The organism is Brevundimonas sp. AAP58, assembly GCF_001295975.1.
GTDB lineage: Bacteria > Pseudomonadota > Alphaproteobacteria > Caulobacterales > Caulobacteraceae > Brevundimonas.
This window is the reverse complement of the sequence record NZ_LJHU01000030.1, coordinates 1-12627: the sequence shown is the minus strand read 5'-3', so window position 1 is coordinate 12627 and position 12627 is coordinate 1. Positions and strand designations below refer to the sequence as shown.

General features: G+C 64.6%; 8 protein-coding genes and 1 pseudogene. 3 read left to right on the top strand and 6 right to left on the bottom strand.

Translation table 11 applies throughout. The features are described 5' to 3' along the window. A pseudogene (locus IP78_RS15625) lies at positions 1 to 359 on the top strand (hypothetical protein); the annotation flags it as partial. A 46-nt stretch (positions 360 to 405) separates the two neighbouring features. On the opposite strand, the gene IP78_RS04670 reads toward IP78_RS15625, so the two are convergent. Genes IP78_RS04670 through IP78_RS04660 form a run of 3 tightly spaced genes read right to left on the bottom strand, consistent with a single transcriptional unit; the run spans position 406 to position 2189 of the window. Then, positions 406 to 1005: a demethoxyubiquinone hydroxylase family protein gene (locus tag IP78_RS04670; RefSeq protein ID WP_054110552.1), complete on the bottom strand. Its 600-nt coding sequence runs from the start codon at positions 1003 to 1005 to the stop codon at positions 406 to 408. Beyond that, positions 983 to 1516: a disulfide bond formation protein B gene (locus tag IP78_RS04665; protein WP_054110551.1), complete on the bottom strand. Its 534-nt coding sequence runs from the start codon at positions 1514 to 1516 to the stop codon at positions 983 to 985. The genes IP78_RS04670 and IP78_RS04665 overlap by 23 nt, the downstream gene beginning before the upstream one ends. 16 nt (positions 1517 to 1532) lie before the next feature. Further along, positions 1533 to 2189 carry an exopolysaccharide biosynthesis protein gene (locus IP78_RS04660; RefSeq protein WP_054110550.1) on the bottom strand — a complete coding sequence of 219 codons (657 nt, stop codon included), beginning with the start codon at positions 2187 to 2189 and terminating at the stop codon, positions 1533 to 1535. 1818 nt (positions 2190 to 4007) lie between these two features. Between IP78_RS04660 and IP78_RS04655 the strand changes: the two genes are divergently transcribed. Next, a complete protein-coding gene (locus tag IP78_RS04655; RefSeq protein WP_054110549.1) occupies positions 4008 to 4790 on the top strand; it encodes a hypothetical protein in 783 nt (260 codons plus the stop codon). Positions 4791 to 6149: 1359 nt separating this feature from the next. Continuing rightward, the gene (locus IP78_RS15235; RefSeq protein ID WP_156320285.1) at positions 6150 to 6827 is read left to right on the top strand and encodes a hypothetical protein; all 678 of its coding nucleotides are present in this window, start codon (positions 6150 to 6152) and stop codon (positions 6825 to 6827) included. A 1449-nt stretch (positions 6828 to 8276) separates the two neighbouring features. Here IP78_RS15235 and IP78_RS15805 read toward each other — a convergent pair. The 3 genes from IP78_RS15805 to IP78_RS04635 all read right to left on the bottom strand — a co-directional run bounded on the left by IP78_RS15805 (position 8277) and on the right by IP78_RS04635 (position 11928). Continuing rightward, positions 8277 to 8624, bottom strand: a complete 348-nt coding sequence (locus IP78_RS15805) for a TetR family transcriptional regulator (RefSeq protein WP_197272372.1) — start codon at positions 8622 to 8624, stop codon at positions 8277 to 8279. A 233-nt stretch (positions 8625 to 8857) separates the two neighbouring features. Then, positions 8858 to 10204 carry an HlyD family type I secretion periplasmic adaptor subunit gene (locus tag IP78_RS04640; protein ID WP_054110546.1) on the bottom strand — a complete coding sequence of 449 codons (1347 nt, stop codon included), beginning with the start codon at positions 10202 to 10204 and terminating at the stop codon, positions 8858 to 8860. Then, positions 10201 to 11928 (bottom strand): type I secretion system permease/ATPase, encoded by a 1728-nt coding sequence (locus IP78_RS04635; RefSeq protein WP_054110545.1) that lies wholly within the window; start codon positions 11926 to 11928, stop codon positions 10201 to 10203. The genes IP78_RS04640 and IP78_RS04635 overlap by 4 nt, the downstream gene beginning before the upstream one ends. Positions 11929 to 12627: the final 699 nt, after the last annotated feature.

The window sequence follows — 12627 nt, the reverse complement described above, 5'->3', positions numbered from 1 at the left end:
CACCCCCGCCTCCCCCACCGCCGCCGCGTCCCGGGTATCCTGACCCTGATCCTGTTCCGGATCGCTTCCCCGTCGTTAGTGGCCCCGCGAGCGAAGAGATCGCCGCTCGGCTGGAGGCCGCCTGGTCCGATCCGTGTCGGGTGTGGGAGCCGGACCGCGTCCCGTGGTCGATCCCGCTACGCCGTCGAGATCCGGAAACGCGCTCACGCCTGCGCGAATGTCCGGGCGGAGGCGCTCCGATCCTGGGCGAGATCACGGAACAGGGGCGACCGCCCAGACTGATCTCCTACCCCTGCAACATGCCGTTCAGCACGGACCGCTTGCTGACGACGACAGCCTTTGCCCAGCCGTTCAGCTGACGCGGGCGCAATAAGACGGTGACGCCGAGAGCCGCCGCGATCGCCGTCAGACCCGCTCGGACACCTTGATGGCGACCTTGCAGCCGGCCTGGATGACGGCGCTCAGCAGGCGATAGGCCGGGGCCTCGCGGCTGCCGTGCTCGATGGCGTGGTCGTGGTGGGCCAGCTCCTCCTCGCGGAACTGTGCAAGTTCGGCCGCCAGCTCGGGGTCGCGGTCCTTCAGCTCCTCGATCTGGTCAGCATAGTGCTGCTCGATCACCGCCTCGACGGCTTCGGTGCACGCATGGGCGGCCTTTTCGCCCATCAAGGCCGTGACCGTGCCCAGCCCGGTCGCCGCGATGGACCAGAGCGGCAGCAACGCCGTGGGCCGTACCCGGTGTTCGTTCAACAAGGCGTCGAACCGGTCCTTGTGGACCTGCTCGCCCGCCTGCATCTCGGCCATGTCGGCAGCGATGTCGGCCTTGCCGGGCGCCGAGGCAAAGACTCGCCGCTGGGCCTCATAGATCTTGACCGCGCCGTACTCGCCAGCGTGATCCACGCGCAGGATCTCGGCCAGCCGCGCCCGTGTCGCCCCCCGGCCCGGGCGGGGCAGGGGAATGCGGCGGGTCCCGGTTCCGGGGTGCTCAGTTTCTCGGGGCTCTGGCATCCTTGGGCCTCTTGGCGGCGATCAGGCTGAACCCGGCCAATGCGGCCGAGATCAAGGCGTTCCATCCTGCCATCGACAGACCCAGGAAGCGCCACGTCACCGCGTCGCACATGACGATCCGTTGAGGCTCGCCGACGCCCAAGGCCAGGGAGGTGAGGGACTCCAGGTCCGCGCCCGCGCCACCGCCGGCGCAGAGCGCGGGCAGCTCCCACCACTTCATCTCGCCGCCCGCGTGAAAGCCGGCAGTGATCGCGCCCGTGGCGAAGACCGCCGCCAGCAGGAAGGCGGCGATGCGGGGCGACCCCCGCCGCGATCCGCTGATCAGGGCCCAGAGCGTGGCGATCAGGGCGATGGCGACGGCACCCCAGTAGACGTCGCGTTGCTTGAGGCAGAGGTTGCAGGGGGCCAGCCCCAGCACCCGCTCGCTGAAGTGGGCGAAGCCCAGCATGGCCAGCGAGATGGCCAGGGCGAAGGCGGTCCACCAGCGGGTCAGCAGGCGATAGAGGCTCATGACCGCGACCCTAGCCCTAACCGGTGAAGCGCGCCATCAGCCCGACCGCCCAGCCGGCCCCAAGCAGGAAGCCGGTGGCCACCACGGCGATGGCGGTCGCCCAGCCGACGGCCACGGTCGCGCCCGCCGCCACGAACAGCCCGTCCCTCTGGATCAGGCCGACCGCCAGCAGGGCGAGGGCGACCGATGGCACGGTGTTGGTCATGGGCAGGACGATGGTCAGGGTCGCCAGGATCATGAAGGCAGCGGCCATCCGTTCTGCGAGCCCGGTGGTGAATAGCCTGAGTCGAGGTTTGGACAGCCGCTCCAGCCAGCCCATTCGCTTGACGGCGAAGTCGGCCATGCGGTCCAGCATGGATTTGGACACCGTTCGCTTCAGCATGCCGGCGGGCAACCAGGGCTCCTCTCGACCCGCCAGCATCTGGCCGGCCAGGAGCAGGATTGGCACTCCCACGATCTGGGGCACACCATAGAGCGCGGGCACCAGGCAAGGGATGGCCAGGATGAGGATCATCAGGCCGAAGGCGCGTTCATCCAGCCGGTCGCGGATCTCGCCGATGGTCAGGCCGTCAGGTCCGGACGCTTCGGCCAGACTGGCGACAAGGCCGATGAAGCCTTGATGGGGATCGTCAGAATGGCGGTGCAGGAGGGGATTGGGGGCAGCGCTCGACATGGGAGGAGCCCTAGCGAAAACGCCCATGGCTGGCGAGGGCCGGCTTCTTGTGGTTGTGGCTACGGCTTCACCTGACACTTCGGTCTTCATCGACCGCCTGCGCCCAAAGTGGAACGGTCTAATGGGTTCGTTTTGCAAAAATCAACACAGCGAAAATGCGCCACCGGCATTGACCGTCCTCCGCGCGAGGCATTTTTCTGGCTGTCTTGCGCGCCGGTGCGCTTTGCCTTGCCTAGGTAAGGCAACCTCGGAGCAGAAACTCGGGGAATAGCCTTGGGGGGTGGCCCCATGAAACTGCGCGGGCGCGCGGCCAGTCTCTGCGCTTGATCTTGTTGGCGCTGAGGGTCCCATCTCGTTGGGTGCCGCTCCGCCCATACTGCCTGTGTTGCCTGTGTTGCCTGTGTTGCCTGCGTCATGCATGCAACGAGTTGCAACGCGCTGAGCCCCGCTTCCCGTCTTCGCACTCGCCCCCGTCTCCCGCTTGAGTCCCTACCCCGGCCTTGGCCCCAGCCCCGAAACGCCAGCTCTGCGGGGAGACTGGCGCGGGCACTGCTGAGCAGATCGCGGGCAGTCTGGGCAGACAGACCCCCGAGGCCAGGCTGCTGAGGCTAATCCTGCGCTTCGTCCGAGAATGAGCACCCTCAAAATGGCCCGTAGGTCATGGCCTTTGCTGCGTGGCTGATGAGCCCCGCCACTGGCCTCTCCCAGCGATCACGGCCGGTGATCAAAGACGGGGATCAAAGACGGCGATCGCGGCTGTTGATCGCGCTTGGTGATCCTGCCGGGTGACCCTGTCGATGCCGCCCTGGCTGCCCTCCGAGCGGTCCACAGCGAGGCGGCAGCCAAGCTTGTTCGCTCTGTCGTGCGCGGGAAACGGTCAGAGCCTCGGTAACGGACGGCTCACCCGGAACTTCGCACCACGCAAAGAGACTGCTGCGAGCTCAGATCCTTACCAGATGGAATTCCCATACGCTGCAGGAGCAGGAGCCGACTTGACGCCTAGTTGTGCGGGCGACCAAAGCTTAAAAAAATCAGTAAAAACAAATAGTTGACCAAAGTATCAGGTTGGTATAATCAAAACCTAGGCTGCTGAAGAAGCAAAAGGAGATCACTATGACCAGACTTGGAGAACAGTGCGTTTTTGTTCGATATCGGCGTACCATCCGCCCTGGCTCAAGAGTATTTGAGCCTGGAGATATAATCGTGATGACGCATAAATCAGAAGGGGGGCTGACCGTCTTCCACGGTGTTGACGGCTTTGGAGCCTGTGTCCCGTGGCTTCACGATACGTTGCATCATGATGAGTATGTGAGGCTTCGGAATACGCCCATGATTTCTGCGATTCCAAGGCTTGGCCGTCCGGGTATTGGACCTAGCCAGGGGCCCGATACTCTGGGGGCACCGTGATGTCCAAGGCCATCGATAACGAAGAAGTCGGTGGGTTCATTTTCAGAGCGGACCGCTATTCACCCTGGGCGTATCTGCGCGATGGCTGGTCCCCCAATCTGAGGCAGGGATCACCTCCTCCAAAGAGCGCGGCAGAGGGTGGGGCCCCTCTATCGGCGTCTTGCATTTTGGGGCTGGCGAATTGAACGTCAGTTCACGCCAGAGAGATGCGTCCCAGGGCAGGGTCTGGTGCTGCGCCGCGGGGCGCGCACATGCTTTGTCTCTCTGGACGAGCGGGGTTGAACGGTACGGCCATAAACCACACGTCTGAAGTTAAAGTGAAGCCGTGAAGGTGGCGCTGGAGTGGTCGTGAGGTCGCTCCAGTGCCTCAACCATAATCCGGCGCTTGCTTATCGCGAAAGGAAGGCCGGCATGAAAGAGACCCATCTACCCCCTGCCCGGGTCCGCCAACGCGGGCCGACCGGTGTTCTGACCCAGGGCGTTGTGGTCCCAAGCGTTGTAGCCCAGAGCTCGGAACCTGGGGCGTCACAGGCGACGACCTCATATCCGCGCCAGTCCTGGGTCCAGCCGGATGATCCGCACGATCAAATCATCGACTACCCTGTCGCTCCCGTGGGTCCCCTGGGGTCTTCGCGGCATGATGTGGAGGCGATCCTGATCGATATTTATGACGGCGTGCGTCCCGAGGGTTTCGCAGAAGAAGTGACGGTTCAGATCTATGCTGAGCAGCTGGCCGAACGCCGGCTTTTGGAGCGTGCCCGAGCGTGGGGCGTGAGGGCCCTCGCCGCCAAACCCTTGATCGAGGCGATCACATCGACCTTTGCCGAGGCCGCTCCCTCAACAGCTCGGAGCTTGGCCGAAAATCTCGTGGTCCGATGGCAGGAGGAAGACCCGCAGGCGGAGCAGGACCTGATTGAGCGCTGCCACCAAGTGGGTCTTGATCTGAGTCTGCTGCTGGCCGAGGCCTTTGTCGAACATGCGGAAAAGTTCTCGCGCGTCGATGCCTTGATTGAGGCTGCAGACCGTCGCCACACCCGGACCCAGGCCCAATACATGGGGTTGAGAGCGATGCGGAACGCGGAAGAGCTGCACACCATCAGACGGGAGCGCGCCGTCTCTGAAGCCAAGTTGGCCGATCATCGCCTCAATCGCGAACGCACTTACTTCTCGCGGCTCATTGGGACCGATGAGTGAAAGGCGCATCGCAGCCAATCGGGCCAATGCGAGACGGAGCACGGGCCCGAAGTCTTCAGCCGGAAAGCGCCGGTCGTCCATGAATGCCACAAAACATGGGTTCGCACGGTCCATGTCTACGTCGGACGGAGCGCTCATCGGGGCCCATGATCCCTATGGTGACTTACGCGCTGTCCAGGATCGGGCCTGGTCCTGTCTCCAGGTTCTGGAAGGTTACATCGCCGCTCCCGCTTCAGCCGCGGCAGAGCTGTTTGGTCCAGGGGCTGAAACCCCCTGGCCCGAAGAGGTGGCTGAAGCGCTCAATGCGCTTGGCCGATTGGAACGCTACCGGACGCCCCGATATCGCGCCTGGCTCAAGGCCTGTCTCCACGGGGCCAAAGAACAGTTGGCGCTAAACACGCCCAGGCCAGAGGAACGCCACCGCTTGGGTCTCGGCCCTGATGCCGAACCCGAGTAGCCTGCCTCCGGGCCCGGATCGGCCGCCTGATCGGGAGTTCAGCATCGGAGGATGAGACGAGTGGCGCGTTCTGATGATGGGGCGGGTCCCTGTTTCTTGGGTTGGAAGTTCTTTGGCAAGGGAGGCGCAGCAGCTCCGCATTGGGCGGTCGATGAGGAGGAGCTGATTAAGCCAGGAGGACGCCTTGATCGGCTCGCTGAATATGGCCTGGCTGTCGCGTTCAGGCCGAACATAACCTGTCCCCGGCTCACGACCGTGCCCCGTAGCGGCGAGGGCAGCGCCCCCGCCAAGCGATGTGCGCCTCTGACCAAGTGTTCGGGATGCGTAGGCGCATGGCGGCCTCGAGAGCCCCGCTACGGCCCGCCGGGCCGCATGCTACTTTTCACAAGCCGACGGTCCGCGACGACCGCCGCGGCCATAGACTGAAACCCGTTGCAATCGCGGGCCCGGTCAACCGTCGCCCTACCCGCCGTGGCAGTCGGGCAACTCCAGACCGATGCCTCACGCATCGCGAACCTCTCGGTCGGGGGCGTACCGGCTTACCGGCAGGTTAGATCTCCGCCAGCCCTGCATACTCAGCCTCTGTGGGCGAGCCCGAGGAAGGCGCGGACCCCGGAGAACGGCCCTGCCTGCCTGTTCCTGCCCTTTGTCGCCGTGTCGCTGTGTCGCTGTCCTCTGCGGGCATGGAGGTGGCGTCGCGCGCCGTGGCGTGAAGGCGTGGCTGACCTGAGGTCAACCAAGGCGTGCCAATGACCTGGTGCTGCCTCACACACCCAGGTCAGTAGGGGTACTGATGCCTAAATATGTAGATTTTTCAATTAGATAATTGTTGACGCGACGTGTTGGCTCGCCTAGTTTTCCTTCATGGAGGTGACAAAATGCATGCAGGACAAGTTGGTGTAATGGTCGGCTACAGCGACCAGTTGCCGGGTGTCGAACCCGTATTCAGGCCGGGCGATCTCTTGTTCGTCCTCGAGGCGCACCCAGAGGGCGAACTCCGATGTGCCAAGCTCACGTTTGGTGGCCGGATTGTACCGCACCAGACCGATCTGGTGTGGCGTGAGGAATTTCTGCCGTTGAGCGAGGCACCAAAGCTTCTTCCGCGCGGTCGAGCCGGCCGGCCTATCCGCATACCCCGCCAACCCCAAAGGGCTCGCGTAACCTGGTCGGAACTCGAGGCCATTTTTCTGGCACCCAAGTCCAAGGAGTTCACAGACCTGAGAGACAGGGCCGCTCATCTCCATCTCACCGGAGGCTATGCGACACACCTGCAACAGTTCTTCGTCGGAGCTCTGTGTTTGATCAGCTCAACCCGAGACGGCCGCACTCTGATCGATCCACAGACTGGCGCAATCCAGGTCGCTGAGGAGGTCGTCCAGAGACTGGCATTGGATGAGCATCTCATGGTCAAGGCGGTCAGAAAGATGCAGGCCGAAGGCTGGCGGATCCGACAATCGCTCGGCCCAAACAAGCGCCGACCCTATACGAAGGTCTTTATGTGCCGCGGTGAGGCCCGCATCACTGTCCAACTGGATGGATCGATGCTCGATCATTGGCCGTATTCCGGGCGATCGAGATAGGACCAGTATACGAGGATAATGGCGAAGTCTGGGAGGGGCGTCGTCGCTGCAGTCGCTCGCCACGCAGGCTGTCGGCTGAACCCGCACGATCAAGGCCGGTCGTTCTGCTGAATGAAGGCGGTGCTGGGTTTAAGCCAAAGGCGACGATCAGGATGCCCCGCAGGGGCCGCGCACAGGAAGGATGAGTTGGGGACTGTTCGTCTGAGCCCTCGTGAGCTCAGTTGCAATGACGCGTGGCGACAAGGCGCGAGGCTTGGTTAGCAGCCCGAGCATCTCGCGCCCGTCACGCGGGTTTGGATCGGGATCGAATGGCCCTGCTGGAGGGCGCGGGGCTGTCATAACCTCGGCTCGTATGCATCAGCCTGCGAGATAGGCCGCGTCGATGCGAAAGCGCGATCTGGCCTACTCGGTGGTCATCCACTTCCTCGCGCCCACTAGGTGATCACAATCTACGGCGGGGCGGGCGGAGCGCTCTCGTAGCCGGCGTAGGACCGAACGGCAGAAGAGAGAGCCCGAAACAACGGCTGCCCACCCGAACGATCCTCGTGATCCCGCGCGCCACGCAACCTGGCCGTGGTCCGGACGAGGGTGCAAGATGCAGGGCGTGCCAGCCACCTATAAGGTTATAGGACTGCTGCCGCAGCTTTCTGCAACTGCCATGTCAATCGGGTCCCGGTGCCAGAAGCCGCGAGACTGCAACACGCTGCCGCACGGCCCCACGACGTCTAGAGCGGCGTCGCCTGGTCGATCTCACAGGCGCGCGGACCGCCTGTTACACGATGGCCTTCCACCACGACAACGGAGCCAGCTGGAAGCGGATCGCCAGCTCCCGAGGTAACGAAACACCGAGGTCTCGGACACGCCCGAGAACATCGCCTTGGCTGCTACCAGGACAGCCACCGGCACAACGGCAAGCTCAATACGGTTGCGCTTCATGGCTGCTTTGCCGTCGTGAAAGTGTCTGGCGGCCGGATCCAGGAAGATCACCGAGGTCGGATCGATCCGGCCGCCCTGGCCGTACGATCGGAGTTCGCCAGCCAAAGTTAGTTCTGACACAGTCCCATACCGGTCGCCAGACCCACCCAACCCATGGTGGCTCCCGAACGCTGGGTGCCCACCCGCTGGCTGTCTGACCCTTCCGCCTTGGCGATCAAGACCACCATCGGTCTCTCGCCCGGCGCGGTTGAGCCGGGTCGAGCCGGGACGGTCACCGTCGCCGTCACGTGTCTTCATGTCAGTTGGGCTCCTGGCGCGGGGCGATCCGCGCCAGAGCCCGCTCGGCCTCAGTGAGGCGTCTCTCAAAGAGCGCCGTATCACCGGGTTCGGTGGGCTTCGATCAGCGCGCCCAGAAGCCGGTACAGATCTTTTTCATGGTGCGCGCCCGGTCTGTCCAGGGGCGGATCGGTGGCCATGGAGGCCTGCCAGATCGCCGCCTTGCTCTTGAAATGATCAAACAGCGGGTTCTTGAGATATCCCCGCCGCGGCGGCGATGTCCTGAAGGCTCACGCCGTCATGGCTGGCGTCAGAGAAGAGCCTTCGGGCCGCAGTGACGATAGCATCCCTGGTTTGCCGCGCTTGCGCCTTGCGTGGGGTATCCCCAAAGGCGCGTCCGGGTTCGCCCTCGGTTTCCGGAGCGGCCGGGTCATGACGTGCTCGCCGGTGGTGGGGGTCTGACGGATTACCAGTTCGACGGGCTGGTTTGGTGGGTGCGCAAGATGATCCGCCAGACCCGATGACAGCAGGTCGGGCAACCGGGGGAGGATGCCACCCGTGTATGACAAAGGCAGATTGCTGCACTGTGGGAGCCGTTGGCTGCCACTCCCCTGGAGCCGCTGCAAGGGCGGGATGCACCGAACTGGGGCCGACTAGTGTCGGCCCGGGTTTCGCTCGATGTTGATGACAGTGCAGAGTAAGGCAACACGACCGCCTAGGAAATCATGCAGTCACCAGCCATGTAAATGCTGCCCATTCCCGCCAGAATCACTTCGAACCCAACGATGACGTGAGGAAAAAAGGCCGATTGCTGAGAGTCATTGCAGACTGCCTGAGCGCCAAAGGCTGCGGGTCAGGGGCTCGATCAGATAGGTGAGCGCGCTTCGTTGCCGCAGCAAGACAACGACCTCTACCGGCATGCCGGCGCGGATGTCGTCGGCTGCACGGCCAAGGCGCTCCAACTCCTCTGGAGGGACCACGATCTGGGCGCGGTAGTGCCGCTGCCCCGATCGTTCATCTTCAAATGTGTCGGCCGAAATACGCGTTACTTCGCCGTAGACCAGCGGTGGGTCACGGTCGCGCAGGCTGGGGAAACGTACCTCGGTGCGCAGGCCGACGCGGACGTTGTCGATGTCCTCGGGATTGATGCGGGCGACGATCACCTGGGCGGCGCTCTCGGGAACGACCTCCATCAGCGTCTGGCCGGGCTGGATCACGCCGCCGACGGTGAAGGCGGTCAGGCCCACCACCTGCCCGTCGACGGGGCTGCGGATCTGGCCCCTCTCGATCTGCTGGCGGACGTCCAGCCAGCGGGGCGTGAGCTCATTGATCTGGACCTCGACGAGCTTCAGCTGATCGGCGACTTCCTCGCCGAGCCGGGTGGAGACACCACTGATCTGCAGCTCGGTCTCGCCGATCTGTTCGGCGGTGCGCGCGACCTGGGCGCGGAGCGACCCCAGTTCTCCATCAAGCGCCGCCGCGGTTCGCTCCAGCGCCCGGACACGGTTCTCAGGAGCGTAGCCCTGGGCGGCCAGGGAGCGCATGCCCTCCAGTTCCTCTGCCAACAGGCGCTGCTGCTCCTGATTGGCGGCGATCTGCCGCTCGAAGCCCAGCTGTTGCTCCCTCAGCTGGCCGATCCGCTGGCGCAGGACGCCAGCCTCGGTCGTGCGGCTGGCCCGCCGTGCCGCGAACTGCTGCTGCTGGGTGCGGAAGGCCTCGTCTGCGAGCGCCTGGTCCTCAAGCGACAGCTCGGCGAAAGCTGCGGGACGCGCCAGGCCGGCAAGGCCGTCGCGTTCGGCGATGATGCGAGCCCGCTGGGCCTCGAGCGAAAGGACTTGCGCCGCCAGCCCCCGTTCGGTCGCTTGAAGGTTGCCTGTGGCGAGTTCGACGAGCACTTGGCCCTCGCGGACGCGGTCGCCCTCCGCCACGTTCAGGGCGCTGACGACACCTCCTTCGCGATGCTGGACGGCCTGTCGATTGCCCGAGACCTCGACCTGTCCGGGCGCGAAGGCCCCCGCGTCCAGCGGGGCCAGCGCCGCCCAACCTAGGAATAGGACGAAAAACGCGGCAATCACGCCGCCGCCGATCATCAGCTCTCGCCTGGGGGAGTCGAGGTCACCGGAGGCCTGGGGCGCAATCGGGTCAGGCGCATCAGCGGCGCTCATCGTGCCACCTCGCGAATGACCTTCCGTTGGCTGCCGAGCCAGGCAAGCACGTCCTCGCGGGGGCCTTCATTCTGGACGACGCCGTCGTGCAGGACGAGAAGCCGATCGACGCGGGCCAGCACCCCGGCCCGGTGGGCGATGACGATGACCGCCGCGCCACGCTGGGCTGACGCGAGGATGGCGTTCATCAGGGCGGTTTCACCCTCTTGATCCAGATTGGAGTTGGGTTCGTCCAGCACCAGGAGAACCGGATCGCCGTAGAGCGCGCGGGCCAGAGCGATGCGCTGGGCCTGACCGGCCGACAGACCTGCGCCCATCGGCCCCAGTTCGGTGTCGTAGCCCTCAGGCAGGCGCAGGATCATGTCGTGGGCCCCCGCCAGCTGAGCGGCCGCGACTGCGCGGGCGTCGATCCCGTCGGCAGGCTCGCCGGTGTGGCGCTGGAACCGGGAGATGTTGTCCTTGATCGAACCCGGAAACAGGCCTGGCGACTGGGGCATATAGCCGATGAAGCGGGCCAGTTCGTCGCTCTCGCGGGTCTGGTAGTCGGCACCGTCCAGTCTCGCGACGCCGGCGGTGGGTTCAAGTGCCCCGGCCGCGAGGCGGGCCAGCGTGGTCTTGCCCGAGCCGCTGGGGCCGATAACGCCGAGCGTCTGGCCGGGCTCCAGCCGCAGGTTAAGTCCGCGCAGCTGAGGCCGCTCCGTGCCGGGCAACTGAATCGTCGTGTTCTCGATGGCCAATCGGCCAAGCGGCGCGGGCAGGGCCGTGCGCGTTCGGTCATGGTCTTCGGTTGCGACGAACAGGTCGATCAGGCCCTTCCAGCTGGTTCGTGCCTGGACGAGCTGGGACCAGCTGCCGACCAGAAGCTCGATCGGCGCAACGGCGCGGCTGAGCAGGACGGAGGCGGCGATGATGGCGCCGGCCGAGATCTCTCCCCGGATGGCCAGAATGGCGGCAAGGCCCAGAGCCGCGGATTGCAGCAGGAGCCGCACGAACTTGATCGCGCCAATGTATTTGCCGCCCGTCAGCTGGGCCTGGAGATTGCGTTCCGCCGCCGTTCGGCGCTGGGCGATCTGCTGCCCGATCGAGGCGCGGCGCATGCCCAGCGCCCTCAGGGTCTCGGACTGATGGGTCAGGCTTTCCTGCGCGCGCAGGGCTTCGTTCATGGCCTGGGTTGCCGCCTTGATGCGCGGGCGGCTGTCGATCTCGTTCAGCAGGGCCAACCCCACCAGAACCATGCCGCCCAGCAGGGTCAACGCCCCGAGCCAGGGATGCAGCAGGAAGCAGGCGGCCAGATAGATCGGCGTCCAGGGCGCGTCGAACAGGGCCAGCATGGCTTGCCCGGACACCGCTTGCCGCACCGTCTCGAAGTCCCGGAGTGCGAGCGCGCCCGATGCCGGCGATCGGGCATCGACCAACCGCGACAGGATGGGAGCCGCCAGCTTACGCTCGAGTCTTAGACCAACGCGAGTCAGGAGCCGCGTCCGGACCCAGTCCAGAAGCGCGAGGCTGGCCAACGCCAGGACCGCCGCGCCCGTGACCAAGGCGAGCGTCGTCAGGCTGCCGGTGGCGACGACCCGATCATAGACCTGCATCATGTACAGGGTCGGCGTCAGATACAGCAGGTTCACGAGCGCACTGAAGGCCGCGACCCAGACGAGGTGGGTCTTGCAGCTCCTCAGGGCTTTCGCCAGGGGCTCTGCCCCCTTGGGAAATGACAGCAGCACTGAATGCGTCCGTGAACCGCCCACCGGGGCATCGGCGATATACTAGCGCCTAAATCAGGAAGACACACAGCGGGTTCGCCCCCATGAGTCATTCCTGATCAAACGTGACCGTCCGTCGCATTGTTCATTGACATGGGCCAACCCGCGGGAGAACGCTGCTCTTCGGTGGGGAGGGACAAGGTCATGTGCATCGTCTGTGCAGGGGGTTTGACGTCGTGGCCGACTGGGGGGCTGCAGCCCTGGTCTCCACCAGGATCGGGGTTCGGTCTTTCTGGCCACGTTGGCTTGGACGGCCCGTTCAGCCTGAACGCTGATGCTCGCGGTGGGACCGGGCCGAACGGCCGCCCCTCGCTGACCCCGACGGTTGCCGGGGAGAGACTGACACGCGCGAATGTCAGCTGGGGAGAGGGCATCGGACAGCTCGCCATCATCACGTTCGCGTTCCGGTCGACTGAGCCTGGAATGATGCCATACGAGACCTCAGGCTTCACCCGTTCGACCGCTTGATCAGCAAGGGGGCAGGTTCCAGTGACTGCCAAAATTTGCGCGTAAAACCTTCTAACCGTTGCGGTCGAGAAATCTCGACGACATCGTCGTATTATCTACGATTTGTTCCAAGGGGCGCTTATGAGTAGCCATCCAATCACAGTCCGTTTTTCTGGTAGCGCTACCAATGTGTCGGAAGGGGCCGGTTATGTT